18 protein-coding genes and 1 pseudogene are annotated in these 20,115 nt (G+C 47.0%); 4 read left to right on the top strand and 15 right to left on the bottom strand.

Annotated elements, in window-relative coordinates:
• The first annotated feature begins 9 nt into the window (after positions 1-9).
• Positions 10-1,170 (top strand): ABC transporter permease, encoded by a 1,161-nt coding sequence (locus ACZ45G_RS04030; RefSeq protein ID WP_464175390.1) that lies wholly within the window; start codon positions 10-12, stop codon positions 1,168-1,170.
• Positions 1,167-2,333 carry an ABC transporter permease gene (locus ACZ45G_RS04025; RefSeq protein WP_464175389.1) on the top strand — a complete coding sequence of 389 codons (1,167 nt, stop codon included), beginning with the start codon at positions 1,167-1,169 and terminating at the stop codon, positions 2,331-2,333. Before ACZ45G_RS04030 ends, ACZ45G_RS04025 begins: the two co-directional genes overlap by 4 nt.
• On the opposite strand, the gene ACZ45G_RS04020 is transcribed toward ACZ45G_RS04025, so the two are convergent.
• From ACZ45G_RS04020 to ACZ45G_RS03985, 8 genes are all read right to left on the bottom strand, one after another.
• Positions 2,324-3,367, bottom strand: coding sequence for a hypothetical protein (locus ACZ45G_RS04020; protein WP_464179858.1), 1,044 nt, complete (start codon positions 3,365-3,367; stop codon positions 2,324-2,326). The two genes, ACZ45G_RS04025 and ACZ45G_RS04020, sit on opposite strands and share 10 nt — an antisense overlap.
• Before the next feature lie 35 nt (positions 3,368-3,402).
• Complete coding sequence (locus ACZ45G_RS04015) at positions 3,403-4,578, bottom strand: phosphoglycerate kinase (RefSeq protein WP_464175388.1); 1,176 nt, start codon at positions 4,576-4,578, stop codon at positions 3,403-3,405.
• A 27-nt stretch (positions 4,579-4,605) separates the two neighbouring features.
• The gene (locus ACZ45G_RS04010) at positions 4,606-4,872 is read right to left on the bottom strand and encodes a hypothetical protein (protein WP_464175387.1); all 267 of its coding nucleotides are present in this window, start codon (positions 4,870-4,872) and stop codon (positions 4,606-4,608) included.
• On the bottom strand, positions 4,862-5,605 hold the full coding sequence (radC, locus tag ACZ45G_RS04005; RefSeq protein ID WP_464175386.1) for a RadC family protein: 744 nt from the start codon (positions 5,603-5,605) through the stop codon (positions 4,862-4,864). The genes ACZ45G_RS04010 and radC overlap by 11 nt, the downstream gene beginning before the upstream one ends.
• The gene (gene gyrA / locus ACZ45G_RS04000; RefSeq protein ID WP_464175385.1) at positions 5,577-8,237 is read right to left on the bottom strand and encodes a DNA gyrase subunit A; all 2,661 of its coding nucleotides are present in this window, start codon (positions 8,235-8,237) and stop codon (positions 5,577-5,579) included. Before gyrA ends, radC begins: the two co-directional genes overlap by 29 nt.
• 16 nt (positions 8,238-8,253) lie before the next feature.
• A complete protein-coding gene (locus tag ACZ45G_RS03995; protein ID WP_464175383.1) occupies positions 8,254-9,348 on the bottom strand; it encodes an AI-2E family transporter in 1,095 nt (364 codons plus the stop codon).
• A 125-nt stretch (positions 9,349-9,473) separates the two neighbouring features.
• Positions 9,474-9,629, bottom strand: coding sequence for a hypothetical protein (locus ACZ45G_RS03990; RefSeq protein ID WP_464175382.1), 156 nt, complete (start codon positions 9,627-9,629; stop codon positions 9,474-9,476).
• 111 nt (positions 9,630-9,740) lie between these two features.
• Positions 9,741-11,027, bottom strand: coding sequence for a thiolase family protein (locus ACZ45G_RS03985; protein WP_464175381.1), 1,287 nt, complete (start codon positions 11,025-11,027; stop codon positions 9,741-9,743).
• A gap of 106 nt (positions 11,028-11,133) precedes the next feature.
• Here ACZ45G_RS03985 and ACZ45G_RS03980 point away from each other — a divergent pair, with 106 nt between their 5' ends.
• Together ACZ45G_RS03980 and ACZ45G_RS03975 are read left to right on the top strand one after the other, a co-directional pair.
• Positions 11,134-11,901, top strand: a complete 768-nt coding sequence (locus tag ACZ45G_RS03980) for an NRDE family protein (protein WP_464175380.1) — start codon at positions 11,134-11,136, stop codon at positions 11,899-11,901.
• A gap of 128 nt (positions 11,902-12,029) precedes the next feature.
• Positions 12,030-13,535, top strand: coding sequence for a hypothetical protein (locus ACZ45G_RS03975; protein ID WP_464175379.1), 1,506 nt, complete (start codon positions 12,030-12,032; stop codon positions 13,533-13,535).
• A gap of 28 nt (positions 13,536-13,563) precedes the next feature.
• Here the strand turns inward: ACZ45G_RS03975 and ACZ45G_RS03970 are convergent, their stop codons facing one another.
• The 7 genes and pseudogenes from ACZ45G_RS03970 to ACZ45G_RS03940 form a co-directional block, all read right to left on the bottom strand.
• Positions 13,564-13,911, bottom strand: coding sequence for an AzlD domain-containing protein (locus ACZ45G_RS03970; RefSeq protein WP_464179856.1), 348 nt, complete (start codon positions 13,909-13,911; stop codon positions 13,564-13,566).
• 2 nt (positions 13,912-13,913) lie between these two features.
• Positions 13,914-14,651 carry an AzlC family ABC transporter permease gene (locus ACZ45G_RS03965; RefSeq protein ID WP_464175378.1) on the bottom strand — a complete coding sequence of 246 codons (738 nt, stop codon included), beginning with the start codon at positions 14,649-14,651 and terminating at the stop codon, positions 13,914-13,916.
• A complete protein-coding gene (locus ACZ45G_RS03960; protein WP_464175377.1) occupies positions 14,638-15,246 on the bottom strand; it encodes a short chain dehydrogenase in 609 nt (202 codons plus the stop codon). Before ACZ45G_RS03960 ends, ACZ45G_RS03965 begins: the two co-directional genes overlap by 14 nt.
• Positions 15,247-15,307: 61 nt before the next feature.
• Positions 15,308-16,636, bottom strand: coding sequence for a replication-associated recombination protein A (locus tag ACZ45G_RS03955; RefSeq protein ID WP_464175376.1), 1,329 nt, complete (start codon positions 16,634-16,636; stop codon positions 15,308-15,310).
• Entirely contained in the window at positions 16,623-18,086 is a 1,464-nt protein-coding gene (gene der, locus ACZ45G_RS03950) for a ribosome biogenesis GTPase Der (protein WP_464175375.1), read from the bottom strand. Before der ends, ACZ45G_RS03955 begins: the two co-directional genes overlap by 14 nt.
• Before the next feature lie 342 nt (positions 18,087-18,428).
• A pseudogene (locus tag ACZ45G_RS03945) lies at positions 18,429-19,318 on the bottom strand (ISAzo13 family transposase).
• Between the two features lie 454 nt (positions 19,319-19,772).
• A complete protein-coding gene (locus ACZ45G_RS03940; protein WP_464175374.1) occupies positions 19,773-20,057 on the bottom strand; it encodes a hypothetical protein in 285 nt (94 codons plus the stop codon).
• Between the last annotated feature and the right edge of the window lie 58 nt (positions 20,058-20,115).

Here is a 20,115-nt window from a genome sequence, read left to right as displayed (position 1 = left end):
GGATAAAAAATGACAAAGACAAGGAGAGCGTCAGAATGGCGCCTGCTGGCCGAAGATCCCTGGCTCCTATCCTTGGTCACCTGGCTGCCGCCCCTATTGTTCGTTATGATCTATGCCATTTTTTCCCAGGGAATGGCCCGAGAGTTACCCGTTGGGGTGGTGGATTTAGATCAGAGCAAATTATCCCGCACCCTGATTCGCTGCTATGATGCCAGTCCCACCATTACAGTGGCAAGAAACTATCCTTCTGCTCTAGCAGGAGCAAAGGCCATGCGCGGAGGGGATATCTACGGTCTTGTGATCATCTCCGCCGATACACAAAAAAATGCAGCCCTTGGCATCCCGACAGCGGTTGAAGCCTTTTTCAACAGTCAGTTTCTTCTTATGGGCAAGCAGGTCAAATCTGCCATCACCCAGGCACACGCAACAGCTCTGGCCCAAATAGATACCCTGAAACACTTAAGTTCACATGCCCCTGTCATGGGTCAGGCCCTGTCAGATGCTGTTCCTGTCAATATCCAGGCAACACCTCTTTTTAACAGCAACAGTAATTATGCACAGTTTCTTGTTTCTGCCATTATCCCGGCCCTGTGGCAAATATTTATTGTGGTAACAACGGTTTTGTCAATGGCAGCGGAATTGCACCGAGACAACGGGTTGGCTGGCTGGCTCAAAGACCGTCCTGTCCGTGCGCTCCTTGAAAAACTGGCACCCTATAGCCTGCTGTTCTGGCTCCATGGAATCGTCTTTTTGCTGACAATGTTTGTTGTCCTTGGCTGGCCCATGCACGGCCATCTTGGTTTTTTGATTTTCTGCCAGCTAATTACCGTCCTTGCCTGCCAGTGCTCAGGCGCCCTCATTTTTTTTCTTTTCCGGGATGCTGCCCGTGGGCTCGGCATAGCTGCGGCCTATTGCGCACCCGGACTTGCCTTTATGGGGGTCACCTTTCCTGCAACCGACATGACATTCTTGGCAAGGGTCTGGCGCAGCATTCTACCGGTCAGTCACTATATTGATATCCAGGTCGCCCAGGTAAATTATGGCGCGACAGCAATGCTTTCCCTGCCGCAATTGGGGGACCTTGCCCTCTTTATCCTTCCCGGTCTGGCTGCCGGTATCCTGGCTGTGTGGATATCTTACCCCCCTTTTCAGGTCAAGGAAACCTTGTGAGTTTCTTTCAACTTTTCAAAAAGGAATTGGGCGGGATCTGCACCAATTCCACTCTCCTTTTGACCGTATTTGGCGGGGTGTTCTTTTATAGTTTTCTCTATCCATTGCCCTATGTTTCCCAGGTCCCCAGGGAACAGCAGGTGGTGGTAGTCAACCTTGATAACAGCCAGCTTTCCCGACATCTTGTGCGCATGGTGGATGCAACGCCCCAGGTTAAGATCCAAATGGAGGCCGCATCTCTTGCCCAGGCCAAAGAACTGATAATTGCACATAAACTGGCCGGCATCCTGGTGGTGCCGGAAAATTTTTATCGGGATCTGCTCCTGGGCTCAAGACCCACCCTGGCCTTTGCCGGAGATGCCAGTTATTTTCTGGTATTTGGTACGGTGCTCGAAGGCATGAGTATGGCAGGGATGACCCTGTCTGCCGAAATAAAAGTCACACAATTGCTGATATCAGGCCAGCCCATGGAATTGGCACAGGACCAATATAGTGCTGTAACCCTTGGCCTCCATGCCCTGTTCAACGAGACCGAAGGCTATATCAATTATGTAATTCCGGCTGTCTTTGTCCTGATCCTCCACCAGACCCTGATCATGGGAGCAGGAATTTTGGGTGCCAGTGAAAATGAACAATTTCGGGAAGGGAAAATACCCCATTGGCAGAGAGCTTCCGCCTCGGCCCTGCTGCTGGTCAGAACCATGATTTTTGTTATTATCTATACCCTGCTTTCCCTCTATTATTATGGTCCGGCCTATGTATTTTACGATATTCCCCGTCTTGCTGCCATGGGCGACCTGGCCCTGCTGAATCTTGTTTTCCTGCTGCCGGTCTGCTTTTTAGGAATTTGTCTGGGGGCTGTTCTGCCCAGGCGCGAGCTGGCCACACTGATTGTTCTGCTGACCTCCATGCCCCTGGTCTTTGCCTGTGGATTTATCTGGCCGACATCCGCCATCCCTGTTCCTATAAATACCCTGATGCAGCTAATTCCGGCTGTACCAGCCATCAAGGCCTTTATTCTTCTCAACCAGATGGGAGCCAGTTTTCACCAGATTTTTCCCCAGGTCATCCATCTGACACTTCTCACGGCACTCTATGGCACAACTGCACTTTTATTGTTAAAATGGAAAATGGCTGAAAAGATCCCAAAAACTCATACATAAATCATTTTATAGGGGATGGGGCCATACTTTATCACCGAGGGTTTGGGCAGAATATGCTCTTCTGCCACGGTGAGCCAATTGGTATCAAAATTGAGTTCCCGCATTCGGCCGCCTTCGGATGGCAATGAATGGCTGGTGTGGTCATACCGCACATTGAGGATGCAGATATAACTCTTGTCCTGTCTTGCAACAACATAATTTTTGGTAAAACTGTTTTGGGAAATTTTGGCCAGGTCGGCCAGCACCTTAACCTGGTCCATGGATAATTTAACCAGAACAGATTTTGATACCCCTTTTTCATCAATGCGCAAAAGGCTTCGAGACTCGCTGGAAGCTACATAAATGGTGGTAATGGCGTCAAACTGCCGAAAATACTGGGCAGCAACGATGGCGGCAGTTCTCCTGCCGCCGGACATCACCGGAACCCCATAATATTCAAAAAGTTTTTTTTGAAGATTTTCTGCATATTTATCCCCTTTTTCATAGAGATCCTTGGAAATATACCGCAAATATTTTGCAAGGGTTTCAGAGGCGTCGGCAATGGGCCAGTCAACCCGAACGTGGAAATGGGTCAGGGCATACTGCACCTTTGTTCTCTGATTTCTCTGGATCAGCAGGGCATAATCCACGGGTAACAGGGACCGCAGCAATGAAAAAAATTCACCGGTCTCAAAATACTTGGAATTTCGGTCAAAGTTTTCAACATTTGGAAAATATTTGTGCCCCAGCAGATTGGTTTTAGTGGTTTTATTGGCATCAAAATACCGGATATACTTTTTATGTTTCTTGTCAATAAAATCTTCAGTAAAAATAATCAGAAATGAATTTTGGGCATCAAATTCCATTGAAGGAATTCTGGCCCTGGGTTTGAGTTCCCGCAGTTCCACAAAGGGATAAGGGGTTCGCAGGCGTAAAAAATTATTATAGGACCCCACAAGGGAATATCCAATGACAAACTGATCCAGCTCATCGCGCAAAACCTGGTAATAGGACCTTCTCAATCGGGCTTCCCGACTCAGACACTCTCTTTGCATGCAGTATTTCACGACATTTTCCCTTGTGGTTAATTTTATTCCAGGGCAGCAACCCCGGGGAGTTTTTTCCCTTCCATCATATACAAGAATGCCCCGCCGCCGGTGGAAATGTAACTGACTTTATCAGCCACCCCGCATTGTTTTGCAGCAAGACCCGTATCCCCGCCACCCACAATGGAAAATGCCCTTGATCCTGCAATGGCATCGGCCACGATCTGGGTGCCCATGGCAAATTTTTCCATTTCAAACACCCCCATGGGGCCGTTCCAGACAATGGTGCCGGCATCCCCAATCACCTTTGCATAACGATCTGCGGTTTTGGGCCCTATATCCAATGCCATCCAGGTATCAGGGATCTCATCAATGGCAACAATTTTCGTGGCGGCATCTGGATCAAATGTGGCGGCCGCTACAAGGTCGCTGGGCAACAACAATTCTATGCCCCGTTGATCTGCCTTTTCAAGAATGACCCTTGCAATATCTAAAAGATCAACTTCAATAATTGACCCTCGGGTATCAACCCCTTTGGCTTTTAAAAACGTATTGGCCATGGCACCGCCGATGAGCAGCTTATCCACAAGATTAAGCATATTTTCAAGGGCTGCCAGTTTACTGGAGACCTTTGCCCCCCCGATCACGGCGACCAGCGGTTTTTTGGGATGCTCAACCGAATCGGTGTAGAATTTTACTTCCTTTTCAAGTAAAAAACCCGCACAGGCCTGGGCGACAAACTTTGTCATGCCGGTTATGGAAGCCTGATCCCGATGGGAAACAGCAAAGGCATCATTGACATAGACATCACACAGAGCGGCCAGTTTTTTTGCAAATGCGAGGTCATTTTTCTTTTCTCCTGGGTGAAATCTCAGATTCTCCAACAAGAGGATCTGGCCGTCTTCAAGCCCATTGACCTTTTGTTCCACTGCTTCTCCGATACAATCATCAACAAACAACACCTTTTGGTCCAGAATTTCGGCCAAACGTCTGGCAGCCGGCAACAGGGAAAATTTTTTATCCCGCACCCCATCAGGTCTACCCAAATGGGATGCCAAAATAATTTTGGCGTTGTGGGCCATAAGATATTCAATCAGGTCAAGGGTTGCCCTGATCCTGTTATCATCTGTGATATTCAATTTTGCATCCATTGGCAGATTATAATCCACTCGGACAAACACGCGTTTGCCCTCTACATCTAAATCTCTAACAGACTTCATTCCTGCCTCCCTGCCAAAAATTAATGGCTATTTCCCTATTTCCCTTTTGTGAAGCTGTTTCTTACGGGACCACCGCTCTAAAAAATTCATGGCACCGGCCTTGGTACTCCGTTCAATAAGTTCTTCTTCAACCTTTACCCCATCTTTGGTGGCAATGGCCTGTTTCAAGCATCTGGTCTTAACCGGACAATGAAAAAAACAATCCTCCGGGGTTTCTCGCAACCCATTTTTTCCCATGGGAAACACCTTTTCAAGGTTACCAAAACACTCGGGTAGATCGGGGTCATTCTTCATTGATTTGGTCATTGATTTTCTGTATCTCACTATTAAATTTTGATATCAGCCCTTTTTGAGCAAAGCTGAAAATCCCCTGGCTTCCGGTAATGATATGTTCGTGCACCATTATGCCCACATTATTCAAGGCAAACACAAGTTTTTTAGTGATCTGAAGATCACTGCTGGAGGGTGAAATATCCCCGGACGGATGATTATGGGCAAAGATAACGGCAGCTGCCTTATGCCCCAGGGCATGGATAATAACCTCCCTGGGGTAGACCGAACTTGATGTCAGACTGCCGGAGGCTAAAATTTCAGAGGCCAGTACCCGGTTCTTAGCATCCAAAAAAATTCCGACAAAATGTTCCTTTGCCTTGTATCCAATGATCTGATTCAGATACGCCACCAAATCTTCTGAATTTTTGACCACATCCCGAAAGATTATTCTGGAGGTACGATAACGGTCGGCCACGGCCTTAATGAGAAGGATTCCCAAGCTGTTTGCCCTGCCAACCCCTTCCACACGGCAAAGATCTTCCGCCCTTGCCTCCAGAACCCCCTGAAAATTTTTAAACTGCTTCATCAACAGCTTGGCGCTGGGTTTGCAATCTTTTCTCGGCGTATTCAAGGAGAGAAGCAATTCAATGACTTCATAGTCATGGAAACCTGCAAGGCCGCTGGCTAAAAACTTTTCCCGCAGCCTTTTTCTATGTCCTTCTCCCCTATTCTCCCTTGTCTCCCTGGTCATCATTCTCTTCTAATTCATCATTCTCTTCTAATTCATCATTCTCATTTTCATCATTTTCATCATTTTCATCATTTTCATCATTTTCATCATTTTCATCATTTTCATCATTTTCATCATTTTCATCATTTTCATCATTTTCTTCCATTTCATCGGATATCGGGTCCAGATTTTCATCCGCTTCGCCGTTTTCCTCGTCGTCTGTTTCCGGTCCGGCTTCACCTTCAGGAAGTCGTGCAATACCGATCAGGGTTTCCTTGGGCGACAGATTAATCAATTTCACGCCCTGGGTATTTCTGGAAATCACATTAATTCCTTCAATGGCGGTTCTGATCAGTTTTCCCTTGTCCGTCACCATCATGAGTTCATCATGATCACCCACCAGGGCCAAGGAGACCATTTGACCATTTCTCTTGGAAGTCTTGATGGAAAACACCCCTTTACCGCCCCGGGTCTGGGTTCTGTACTCTTCAACCGAAGAGCGTTTGCCAAATCCGTTTTCCGTAACCGTCAACAGTGTTTCCTGGTCTTCCAGCACTTCCATACCCACCACCCGGGTGCCTTCGTCAATGCGCATCCCCCGGACGCCCATGGAGCCTCTGGCCGTCGCCCTTACATCGGTTTCATTAAAACGAATCACCTTGCCACCCTCAGATCCCAGGAATATGTCAGAGTTCCCATCAGTAATCCTAGCAGCGATAAGTTCATCCCCCTCGGCCAGCTTAACGGCAATAAGACCGCCGGACCGGCGCCGGGAATAGGCCATCAAATCGGTTTTCTTAACCCGTCCTTTTTTGGTGGCCATGACCACATACTTGCCTTCCACAAATTCATCCACGGTCAGTACCGTTGCCAGCTTTTCCCCTTCATCAAAATTCAAAAGGTTTACAATGGCCTTTCCAAGGCTTGACCGGCCTGCCATGGGCAATTCATACACCTTGGACATGTAAACCTTTCCAAAGGTGGTGATAAACAAAAAGGTGGCATGGGTGGAGGCCACGAATAAATGCTCCACAAAATCATCGGTCTTGGTTCCCATGGCGGTCTTGCCCTTGCCGCCTCGATGCTGACTGGCATAAAGGCTGACAGGATTTCGTTTGATATACCCGGTGCGGCTCACGGTAACCACCATATCCTCCTGGGCAATCAGATCTTCAATACCAATGGTAGTTGTGCTTTCCACAATAACCGTGCGGCGGGCATCACCAAATTCTTCTTCCAATTCAACCAGCTCATCTTTAATCAGACCTTTGACAACGGTCTCACTTGACAGAATCTCGTTATACCAGGCAATATCCTTGAGCAGCCCATCGTATTCTGTATTGATTTTGTCCCTTTCCAACCCGGTGAGCCGCTGAAGCCTCATGTCCAAGATGGCCTGGGCCTGGATAACCGTCAGACTGAAGGTTTCGATGAGTCCGTTTCTTGCCTCTTCCGGAGATTGGGAGGCACGAATCAAGGCCACCACACGATCCAGGTTGTCCAGGGCAATTTTCAACCCTTCCAGTATATGTGCCCGCTCTTCTGCCTTGCGCAGATCAAACCGGGTTCTCCGGACAATCACATGTTTCCGGTGGGCAATAAAATGATTGAGGATTTCTTTGAGGGTCAGCAGCTCCGGCCGGTCATTGACCACTGCAAGAAAAATAATACCAAAGCTTGTCTGCATATTGGTGTGTTTGAAAAGCTGATTGATCACCACTTCCGGATATTGGTCCCGTTTCAGCCCGATGGCAATTCTCATGCCGTCCCTGTCGGATTCATCCCGGACAAAGGATGCGCCGGTAATGACCTTGTCCCGCATGAGTTCGGCTATTTTTTCCACTACCTTTGCCTTGTTGACCTGGTAGGGAAGCTCGGTCACCACAATGGTTTCCTGGCCGCTTTTCTTGTTTTCCTCAACTTCCACCTTGGCCCGGACGGTGATAATCCCCCGGCCCGTGCTATAGGCTTCGTATATCCCTTTGAGGCCATAGATATGACCAGAGGTGGGGAAATCAGGTCCAGGAATGTATTCCATCAAGTCCCGGATCCCCATATCCGGATTATCGATGAGGGCCTTGAGACCCCCAATGACTTCAGTGATATTGTGGGGGGGGATATTGGTGGTCATTCCCACGGCAATACCCGAAGATCCATTGACTAAAAGAGCGGGGAATTTGGTGGGGAGGACAACGGGCTCATCAAGGGTTTCATCGTAATTAGGTATCCAGTCAACCGTCTCTTTATCAAGGTCCGCCAACATCTGGTGGGAAAGTTTTTGCATACGAATTTCCGTATAACGCATGGCTGCCGGTGAATCCCCATCCACGGATCCAAAGTTCCCCTGGCCATCCACCAGGGGGTATCTCAAAGAAAAATCCTGGGCCATACGGACAATGGTGTCATAGATGGCTGAATCCCCATGGGGATGATATTTACCCATGACATCACCGACAATACGGGCCGATTTCTTATAGGATTTGTTCCAGTCGTTGTGTGCCTGCTGCATGGCGTACAACGACCGACGATGGACTGGCTTCAAGCCGTCCCGGACATCGGGCAGGGCCCTTCCGATAATGACACTCATGGCATACTCGAGATAGGATTGTTTCATCTCCTTCTCGATACTGGTCACGTTATTGTCTGTTTGAATCATACGATACTACTCCAAATTAAGTTTCTTTAAGTTCCTTTCCAGGTTCAACCATGGATTGAAAACTTGAAAAATAAATATCTGCAAGGGTTAAAAACAGGGTGGCAATCAAGGGTCCGTAAATAATGCCCAAAATGCCATACACCTTTAAACCGCCTATAATGGCAAAAAAAACAATGAGGGGGTGCATGGAAACCCGATCTCCCACCACCTTGGGTTTAAAAACATACTCAATGCCCCAGGAAAGAATTCCATAAAATACCAACACAAAAACACCGGCCCCCAGGCTGGATTTGAGCATCAAAAATATGGCAGTCGGAACCAAGACCACCCCAATCCCAACGATGGGAAGAAAGGCCAAAAATCCCATGATCACCCCCCATAAAAAAGGGGAACCCAAGCCCATAAATGCAAAAAGCACTCCACCGGCACATCCCTGGATCAGACCGCCAAGACCGTTCCCCACCAAGACAGCACCAGCCATCTCATTAAATTTTTTAGACAATTGCTTGTCATGTTCATCCTTTAACGGGGAAAGATCATAGAGATATTGGACAAAACGTTCCCCGTCCATGAACATGTAGAAAACCACAATGAGCATGAGACCAAAATAAACGACCAGGCCGAACAGATTGGAGGTGATGGATCTTGCCTGCTGGAACAGGAAATATCCCACCACCTTCCCCAGTTCAGAGATCGGAGCTGTGAACTCATGCCACGTATAAACTTTTTCAATCCCGGCCCGAGCCAGCAAGGCATTGATTCTGTCAAGAGCCTGGGTCCTTTCGAGCAGATCGATGAGCTGATTGGAAAAGACCGCATCCTTGGCCATGGTGTAGAGGTCCAATGCTTCCTTGGAAAGGATGCCCACAAAAAAAACCACCGGTATAAAGACCACAAAGAACATGGTGACACAGGTCAGTACAGATGCGATCCGGGGTGAAAGTTTTGTTGAAAAAAAGTTAAATACGGGCTTAAAAACACCGGTGAACACAATACCCAATAAAATTGTGGCAAAGAAAGGCGCAATCAATTTGCCCATGAGCAAAATAGCAATGCAGAACAGCGCAAGAAAAAAGAAAAACACCGCCCGCTGAAATATATTTTGCTCCAAAATACCACCCACTAAATATTTTAAAAAAAAGGCTGCAAACCAGGTAAAGCCGTAACATGCAAAAATATTTGCACAGATACGGCTTTACCCCGATAAAAGAAGCATCTGTTCCAGTTGCTTAAAATTTAGCTGCTGATAATCCCCAGAGCTGCCAGGACAAGAAGTATTTCAAAAACAATGACCTGGACAAAACTTCCAAAAAAATGGTAAACGATTCCGCCGCCGACAATGGCCGGGACAGCTGTGTAGATCAGTATACCCAACTTACGAGGAATATCCATAAAAACACCCTTTTATATCTTTCATTCTTATCGTTATTAGCCATAGTAAAATCCTTGAAGATTCTTACCATTTTAAAGCCTTCAAGTAAAGGACAAACTTAGGTTTCAGTCCTACCGTTCAATGATCATTCCCATGCCCATTCCGCCGCCGATACACATGGAAATAAGACCGGTTGAATAGCCTTTTCGTTTCATCTGGTTTATGGCAGTGACCATCTGCCTTGCACCGGTGCAGCCAATGGGGTGGCCAATGGAAACCCCAGACCCCAGTTCATTGGGTTTTTCCATCTCAAGATTCAATTCTCTCATACAGCCAATTGCCTGGGCCGCAAAGGCTTCATTTAATTCAATCAGGTCAATATCCCCAATGGCCATGCCCGTTTGCTTCAATACTTTTTTAATGGCAGGAACCGGTCCCAGGCCCATGTAGGCAGGATCCAGCCCGCCTGCGGCAAACCCTTTGATTTTGGCCAATACTTCAAGGCCAAGATCCTTGGCCTTTTCCGCTGACATCATAAGAACCGCAGCAGCAGCATCATTAATGCCTGATGCATTTCCGGCGGTCACGCTGCCGTCCTTCTTAAAAGCGGGCCGTAACTTTCCCAGTTTTTCCATGCTGGTTTCCATGGGGCGCTCATCCGTGTCCACGATGGTATCTCCCCTGCGAGAAGAAATGGTCACCGGAACAATCTCCTGGGCAAAGGTGCCGTCCTGGATCGCACCCAAGGCTCTTTGATGGCTCATCAAGGCCAATTGATCCTGCTCTTCCCGGGTGATGCCGTATTTTTCCACAATATTTTCTGCGGTCAGCCCCATGTGGTAGCCATAAAATATTTCATAGAGCCCGTCAAAGACCATGAGGTCATGGACAGCGCCCTGGCCGGTGAGTTCCATTCTATGGCCCCACCTTGCCTTTAACAATGCCATGGGAGCGTTGCTCATGCTTTCCTGACCGCCGGCAATGATGACATCGGCCTGGCCGGTCATGATGGCCTGGGCCCCCAAGGCGATGGCTTTAAGCCCGGATCCGCAAATTTTATTAATGGTACAGGCAGGGGTCTCCCGACAAATCCCTGCCCCGATCATGGCCTGGCGAGCCGTATTTTGGCCCTGACCTGCCTGAAGTACATTTCCCATAATCACTTCATCCACAAAAACAGGTTTCAGCCCCTCATCATAGTCATAGCCTTTTTTCTCTATATCAATCATACCCTGATCCTTAAGGGTATCGGGTGAAAACTCATTTTGTGCGGCATCCACAACCGGTTTAAGCCCCACCCGTTTCAGGACATCCTTCATGACAATGGTTCCCAACTCAACAACCGGCACAGCCTTTAAAGTGCCACCAAAAGATCCAACCGGGGTTCTCACGCCACTGACGATAACAGCTTCTTTCATTATAAAGCCTCCATCCCATTGATTTTTATTTGATTAATTTTTACTTTTTAACACCATTGGTTTAAAGTCCATAACAAACAGACAAACAAAAAACAAGGGATTATCCATGTGTTTACTTCTCTTTGGGGTTAAAGCCTGCCCATCATTCCCCTTCATACTGGCTGCCAACCGGGATGAATTTTACCAAAGACCAACGGCGACCATGAATTTCTGGCCGGAAAATCCTTGTATCCTGGCCGGCAAAGATCTGGAATGCGGCGGTACCTGGTTCGGGATCAATACCCAGGGCAGGTTTGCCGCCCTGACCAATTACCGGGATCCGAGGACCCTTAAAACAGGTGCACCCTCAAGGGGAGATATCATTGTAAAATTTCTTGAATCCAAGGACAGCACCCCTGATTTTCTTAACATACTAAAATCAGAATCAGATCGTTACAATGGGTTTAATCTATTGGCCGGGGATTGCCACACCCAATATTGGTTCTCAAACCAGACCCAAGCCATCACGGCAGTTCCACCGGGTATCTACGGCATCAGCAATCACCTCATGAATACCCCCTGGCCCAAGGTGAGCACCGGCAAACGATCCCTTGCCAAGGCAATTGATGCCGAAACCTTGGATGCCAAAACCCTTTTTAAACTCTTGTCAGATTCCGCTACACCAGCGGATGAACTCTTGCCCGATACCGGTGTCGGCCTTGAATGGGAACGCCTTCTTTCTCCCTTGTTTATCAAAAGTCCCACCTATGGCACCCGATCCTCCATCGCCATGGGCATCACCTCCCAGGGAAAAATACAGGTAACGGAAAGAACCTATTTTCCGGATAAAAAAGCCCCCCACCAGGATCACTATTTTTCCTTTTTTCCCGGGTGAATGTTGACAAACCCACGATCTTTAAGCAAAAATAGGGGATTAAACTCCCCTAATACTATTTAAAAGAAGATACTATTTAAGATTAAATACTATTTTAGGTTACGCCAGGATTGAAAAGGATTTTCCCGATGAAAAGAGATGTTGTTGTTGCAGGATGGGGCCAGGTCACACAGCCAAAACAATTGGAAACCCTCGCAAAGGATCCCATGGGACTGATGGTCCAGGCATCCAAAAAAGCGGCCCGAAAACTGACAGATCATAGGGCCTTGACCCGGGTGGACGGTATCATGGTGGTCAGAAGCCTGAGCGCCCATTATGAAGCACCTGCGGCGCAACTTGCCACTCTTTTAGGTGCCTCTCCAAGATTCATGCATGTCTCAAAAATTGGTGGAAACTCCCCCCAGACCCTCGTCAATAAAGCCGCAGCAATGATTGCCAGAAATGAGCTGGACTCAATCCTGGTGGTAGGGGCGGAGGCCTATGTTCAACGAGGCGAAAAGTCCGATAAAAGACCCAGGGAAGAAGAGAGCGCACTTTTACGGGGAATTCCCAAGGACTATCCCGGTGATGATATCACCGGATCAACCCGGCTTGAAAATTTATACGGGATTGAACATCCCATGCAGGGATTCCCGTTGTTTGAAACAGCGCTGTGGGCAGCCTCCGGACTGGATCTTCCCACTTATTTACAAAGGATTGGCAGCCTGTGGTCAGGTTTTTCCCAGGTGGCAGCCGCCCACCCCCATTCATGGAGCAAAAGGATCAGAACGGCCGAAGAGATTATCACTCCAGGCCCCGGGAATCGTCCCATTGCCTTTCCTTACACCAAATTTATGAATTCGTTTGTCACGGTGGACCAGGGGGCTGCTATTCTCCTGATGGCCGATGAAACCGCCAAAAAATATCAGAACACTAGCCAGCAGACCGTCTACTTTCTGGGGGGCGGATATTCAGAGGACCGACAACGATTTATGATCGAACGCTCAGATTTTACAGTAAGCCCTCCCCTGAAAGCCGTGGTGAAAAAAGCCCTTGACCGCTCGGGACTAAACCTTTCAGACATGGACTGTTTTGACCTGTATTCCTGTTTTCCCTGTGCCGTCTCCATTGCCAGAAAAATGTTGAACCTCAAAGAAGAGGACACAAGACCCCTCACCCTCACCGGGGGCCTGGGTTTTTTCGGGGGACCGGGGAACAACTACAACCTCCATGCCATTGCCACCCTTGCAGAAATGATTGCCCAGGAAAAGAAAAAAACCGGCCTTGTCACGGCATTGGGATGGTTTATGCACAAACATGCGGCGGGCATATATTCCAGCAACCCTCCCACAAAAAGCCTTGAAACCATTGATCTTGAAGATCAAAAAAATCGTTTTGCCGGCGCCCCTCCCGTGATGATTGACGACCAGGCAACGGGGAAGGGCACCATTGAAACCTATACCATTGTCCATGCCAGGGACCACTCGCCAGCCTATGCCGTCATCTACGGCAGGACAGCCAAAGGGCACCGATTTATTGCCCGGACACGGCAAGATCCCGACGTGTTCAAACAATTATCCTCCCAAAACATGGTGGGAGAATCGGTCATTCTCAGGTTTGACCCGAAGAAAAAATTAACCCTGGCCTTGTTTTAATCTCCAAAGAACAGAACCGGCATAGAATTTACCCCATTGCAAAAACCCATTGAGCACCCAGAAAAACCACCATGCTCAAGACAATGGTCAAAAGTAAATTTTTGAATACGCCGCCAATGACACAGGCGGCAACGGCGCCAATGAGATAGGGATTATTCAGATTCAGATTCAGTGCCCCCCCATTGGGCATTAACACCGATGGCACAATGATGGCGGTGAGCACAACAGGCGGAACATATCTTAACCCTTGCTCAAACAGTTTAGGGAATGTAAATCGTCCGGAAATCGGAAACAGGATATAGCGGATGCCATAGGTAACCAACGCCATCCCTGCGACCATCAAAATCTCATTCAATTGCATGCCGACACTAAACATATTCAACCTCGCTCCTGATTTTCCGGGAATAGTTTCTCACACATCACCCCCACCATCACCCCGGCAATGGCCGCCAGCATCAACCCCATCTTGTGGGGGAGTCCACAGGCCAGGATAGAAACCGTTCCGGCGGTGATCACCGAAGCCCACATGGGTTTTGAAATAAGATAGGGGATTACAATGCCAATGAATGTGGCGGGCATGGCAAAATCAAGCCCCCACCGGGTTATCTCAGGAAACGCTTTTCCCGCTGTGAGCCCGATAAAGGTGCACAGGTTCCAATTTAAGTACATGAACACCATGGATCCAAGGTTGTAGTAATGCTTGCCTTGTACACCGTCTTCTTTATTGTAGCACCTGACAGCCACGGCAAAGGTTTCATCGGTTAAGCCAAAGGCCAGTACCATCTTCCAAAGCGGGGCCAAGTTTTTATAAAAGGGAACCATCGTCGCGGAATAAAGCATATGGCGAAGATTAACCACAAAGGTTGTCAATACAATCATGGGCCAGATTGTACCCGAAGCCAATAAACTCAAACTGACGAACTGAGAGGCACCGGCAAAAACAAACAGGGACATTCCCATTGTGCCAGAAAAGGAAAGCCCGACCGTTTCAGCCAGGGTACCAAAGATGATACCAAAGGGAATGGCACCAACAACCAAAGGGAAGGTATCTTTGGCCCCTTCAAAAAAAAGAGATAGGGGTGACCGTTTCACCGAAGAGAAATCAACCATTATCATACATTCTGATGATCTCTCCGGTACCGGCACCCTCAACACTTTTTACAAATCCGTTCACCACTTTTTTCATGGGGATGGGATTGTGACCGGGAAAATAGGCTTCATAATGCACCACCGCATCTTCAACAAGCCCGGAGGAGACCACATTAATCCTAATATTGTTTTCCAATTCAAGGCAGACCGCCTTGACAAAACTGTGAATTGCGCCGCCAACCATGGCCCCACTGGTTGTCATACGGACCGGATGATCGGCCAGAATACCTGAGGAAAGGGTAAAAGAGCCACCCGGATTCATGTAATTCTTGCCTATTCTTACCAGATTAATCTGGCCCATGAGTTTGCTTTTGATGCCGATATAAAAGTCATCTTCGGTCAGAGCGTCAAAGTTTGCCCATTTGGCATCCCCGGCTGTGCAGACAACGGCGTCTACTTTCCCGATTTTTTCAAACATTGTTTTGATGGATTCACTGTCTGCCATGTCCAGACGAACATCACCCGAATTTCTTCCGGCAATAATAACCTCATGTTTTTTTAAAAAATGCCCGCTGACCTTTGACCCGATGGTTCCGTTTCCGCCGACGATTAAAATTTTCATGCTGTCTCCTCGTTAAAAATTTTCCTTGTCTGATAATTTATACACTGAAAAATAAGGCAAATCATTTTGGGGGATTGTTTTTTTTCAGGTCAATCCAGGCATCCAGCCGTTGCTTCACAATTTTTTCATATCCCCTTTGGGTGGGTGAATAAAACCGCTGACCTTCCATGGAGCTGGGCAGATAGGACTGGGGAACATATCCGTCCTTATAATCATGGGCATACTTATACCCTTTTCCATAGGACAAATCTTGCATCAAGGCGGTGGGGGCATTGCGGATATGAAGGGGCACCGGCTGATATCCAGTGGTGGCAACCACCTGTTTTACAGCCTTATGGGCCGCATACACGGCATTGCTCTTGGGAGCTGTGGCAAGGTATACGGCTGCCTGGAACAAAGAACCATCCCCCTCGGGACGCCCCAGTATTCGAAAAGACTCGCTGGCATTCAAGGCCATGGTCAAGGCACCTGGATCTGCCAGACCAATATCCTCGGTTGCAAACCGGATCATCCGCCGCAGCAGATAATAGGGGTCGTCTCCGGGAGACAGCATCCTTTCAAGCCAGTAGATAGCCGCATCGGGGTCACTGCCCCGCAGGCTTTTGATGAATGCGGAAATCAGATTGTAATGCTCTTCACCAGCCTTGTCATACAACAGGGATTTTTTTTCAATGGCCACCTCAATATCCGGGGCCAAAATAATTTTTTCCGGGCCGAAATGGAGGGCCGCAGTTTCAAGGTTGGTCAGACCGATCCTTGCATCCCCCTCGGAAACCCTGGCAATGTGGGCAATCGCCTCGGGGGAAAAATTTTCCGCTGCCCTGCCAAGTCCTTTCTTCTCGTCTGTCAGCCCCCGCTTTAGGATTTGCACGATGTGGTCATCATCAAGGCTTTTCAGAGTAAAAACCCGGCACCGGGAAACCAGGGCCGGATTTACTTCGAAGGAAGGATTTTCAGTGGTGGCCCCCACAAGTGTGATCAGGCCGTTTTCAACATGGAACAAAAAAGCATCCTGCTGGGACTTGTTGAACCGATGAATTTCATCCACAAAGAGAATGGTCCGCCGTTTGTACAGGTTCCTTTTTTCCTTGGCCCTGTCAATGATCTGGCGGATATCCTTGACCCCGGACAGAACAGCTGAAATCCGCACAAACTCGCTTTGGGTGGCCCTGGCAATGATATTGGCAAGGGTTGTCTTGCCGCAGCCCGGCGGCCCCCAGAGGATCATGGAAAAAACCCGGTCATTTTCAATGGCCTGGTGCAGCAGACTCCCAGGGGCCGTGATATGCTCCTGGCCGACCAGTTCGCTTAGGCGGTCCGGCCGCATCCTGTCCGCCAAAGGGGCGGATAGATGCAGCTGCTCCTGGGCGCTTGATTCAAACAGATCCATTGGAAGACGTTTTCTGGTCCCGTTCTCTTTTTTTCCGGCTCTGGTCTTTTCGCTGCTTGTCCAGCTTGGTGGTAATCTTTTTCTTTTTTTTCTGAATCCGTTCAAACTCCCTTGTGTTGCCTGAAAAAGCAATTTTACCTGTTTTCTCCCGGAACATCAGTTTTATGGGGGTCAGGCTCAGGGGGATCATCTGGCGCAGCTGGTTTAATAAATAACGCTTATATGAAAAATGGACCGCCTTCGGATAGTTAACAAAACAGACAAAACAGGGAGGTCTCGTGGCCACCTGGGTGGCATAAAAAAATCTAAGACGCTTGCCCTTGTGCAGGGAAGGTTCCTCTCTGTAAACCGCATCCTCAATGATCCGGTTCAACACCCCGGTATTGATTCTGTGACAATATTCCTTGTGAACCTTGGCCACTTCATCCAAAATCTTATGGCATCGCTGGCCGGTCAGGGCAGAGATGGTCATGGCAGGGGCATAGGCAAGAAATTTTGACATGCCTCGAAGCTCTTTAAGAAATTCTTTCTGGTCCTTTTCCTCTTTGTCCACAAGGTCCCATTTATTGAGAAGGAAGATAGCACCGCAGCCCCGTTTCTCTGCATATCCGGCAATGGTGATATCCTGGTCTGTGATCCCTTCCTCGCAGTCAATGAGGATAAGGGCCACATCACAGTCATCCAGGCTGTCCAGGGCCTTGATAATGGAAAACTTCTCCAGTTTTTCCCTCACCTTTCCCTTACGCCGGATGCCGGCCGTATCCTTGAGGATGAACTCCTGCCCCTTGTGGGTAACGCTCAGCTCAATGGCATCCCGTGTGGTACCGGCCTTTTCATCCACCACCACCCGTTTTTCCCCGAATAACCGATTAGCAAGGGATGATTTTCCCACATTGGGCCGGCCTGCAATGGCAATTCTAATAGGGCCGTCTTCCTTTTCTTCCGGCACCACCTCTTCTGGAAAACCCTGTACAAGGTCATCTAAAAAATCCGCCACCCCCACCCCATGCTCGGCCGAGATATAATAAAAATCATCAACCCCAAGGGAATAAAAATCACCCAGATCATCCCTTTGGTTATAATTTTCAATTTTATTGATCAGGTAAAAAACCGGCTTGTCAGCTCTTCGCAACAAATCTGCCAGATCCCGGTCATAGGGGGACAGTCCTGCCCGGCCATCCATGATAAAAATCAGGGCATCGGCCTGTTCAATGGCAACCAGGAGCTGCTCTTTAATCTGGGAGGCAAAATAATCATCATCCGAGGTTAAAAAGCCACCCGTATCAATCAAGGTAAATTCCTTGTCATCCCAGCGGGCATCGGCATAATGCCGATCCCTTGTCACCCCGGGCATATCATCCACAAGGGCCTGGCGGGTACGGGTAATTCTATTAAAAAGTGTGGACTTACCCACATTAGGGCGGCCCAAAAGGGCCACAACCGATTTCATATATTAACCTCCGAAAAATTCTAACTTAAAAATTAGGGCATCATACACCATATCGCACTTTTTATAAACAGCTATAATCACTCAAAAAAAAGGTTGGTCATGGAATCGGGAATTTGTTTTATTTTACAGAATAGTGGAATCCCATCTTTTTCAAACGGTCCACGATCAGGACCGCTCGCTTGGGGTCTTTATAATGGAAAAGGCTTTAAAAGGCGGGATAATCTCTATTACAAAACAGACATAATTAACATTGCAGACGGGTAAAGGCCTCACACATACACATTAATTTCCAGGGATCTTTTCTTTTGGCTAAGGAATAAAAATAAAATAAACTGACTATAATTACCCTTTTCCCGGTATCGCTCTATAATTCCACTGCCCCAGACAATCATCAAAAACTATTCTCATGGTTTCTTTAAAATTATCAGCATATTTTCTCCCAGTTTTATAGATTTTTTTTATAATGTGGGCTTTAACTTTTAAACCCGTTAGTGTAGTCGTATTTTCAATCAGTTCTTTTACATAATCATGACTTTTTAGGATGACACCCTTTAAAGATCTTGTAATATGGGGGAATAGCCGATGCTCTACAGGATTCCATTTTGATGTATAAGGAGGAAAATGTGCCATCCTTATTTCTATTCCGATTTCATCTACAAGCTTCTGCAAGTCTTCTTTGAAGATATAGTGGCGGCTTGAATTGCTACCACCACCATCTGCAAGTATGAGGATGGAAGTACAATTCGAATATTGAAGTTTGCCATAAACTTCCCACCAGATCCTTATCGAATCACAGGCAAACTCACTTGTATCTTTACTAACCCCAATGTTTACATGGGCTTTGTTAAATTTTAAATCATAAATGGCGTGCGGAATTACTATCCCATCAGCAAGATATGGAAAATCATGATCATAGACTTCAATTACACCCGTAGTATATACATGGCCATCCCTGTATAAATTACCTAAAAGCTCTTTTTTTTTGTGTCCATACTGACAACCGGATTGCCGTCTTTGAGATATTGCTCTTTTAACTGGTTAATTTTTACAAATTGCTCATTACGATTTTTAGAAGTCCCAATGGGCTTATTCTTAAAGGCTTTTCGTTTTGTGAACCCGTGTTTTTTTAACAGCTTTTTAACCACAGTTACGCTGATAATAATTTCCGCCTCTTTCATTTTTACTGCAATTTTTTTGTGGCTCAAATTGGTCCAACGAATTCTTTCATCCATAGGATCCCCAGCGATATGGTCGTCAATAACTTTGAGGAAGACTTCGTCTATATTTTCAATTATTTCTATAACTGGTTTTCGTCCAGCCCCCTTCTTTCGAGTTCTGTCTTTTACAACCATTTCCGGTTTTTTTATTTCAGAGATACCGCGAACTAAGGTATTTCTACTGCAACCAAAAAGTTCAACGATATACGCTTTTCCACCTCTCGGTAATTTTAACGCTTCTATTGCAGCATATGCTCGCCTGTCTTTTTCTGACAGCGTCAAATAAGTCTTTTTGATAAGTTTTTCAATTTCAGCAGGATAAGGTGACAATGGTTTTGGACCAGGTGTTCTTTTTTTTTTCATTCACGGTGCCTCTTAAATTTTTGATAAAGATTGCACCGTAACTATCTCATACTATAATGTAAAAGTCTAGATTTTTATAAGTACTTGATATTTCACGTTATTTTGATCAGGTAATTGAATTTTTATTCCTAAGTTCAGCTTCAAGACTGTTTTTTTCTTGAAGATACTTGTTTTCCAATTGCTGGGCGTCGCTGATATAGTTTTGTTCCAGAACAGATTCCTTTTTATCATAGGTCTGCTGTAATTCCTGGGATTTTTGAGAAAGGCTTACCTCATCTGTTTGAGTCTTGGAAGTGTCTTCATTTTTTGAGGCAGCCTTGCTTGTGTCCTTGGCAAAAGCAGTATCCTGGTATCCATTTGGAAAACTAATATTGGATGTTGCAGTCAACATTTTCCCCCCTCACTTACACGCTATCACAAATGTTCTTTTCGATCGATACGCTTGTATG

The organism is Desulfoconvexum algidum (assembly GCF_055382125.1).
The sequence above is the reverse complement of the archived record's forward strand: the minus strand, read 5'-3'. Positions and strand labels throughout refer to the sequence as shown.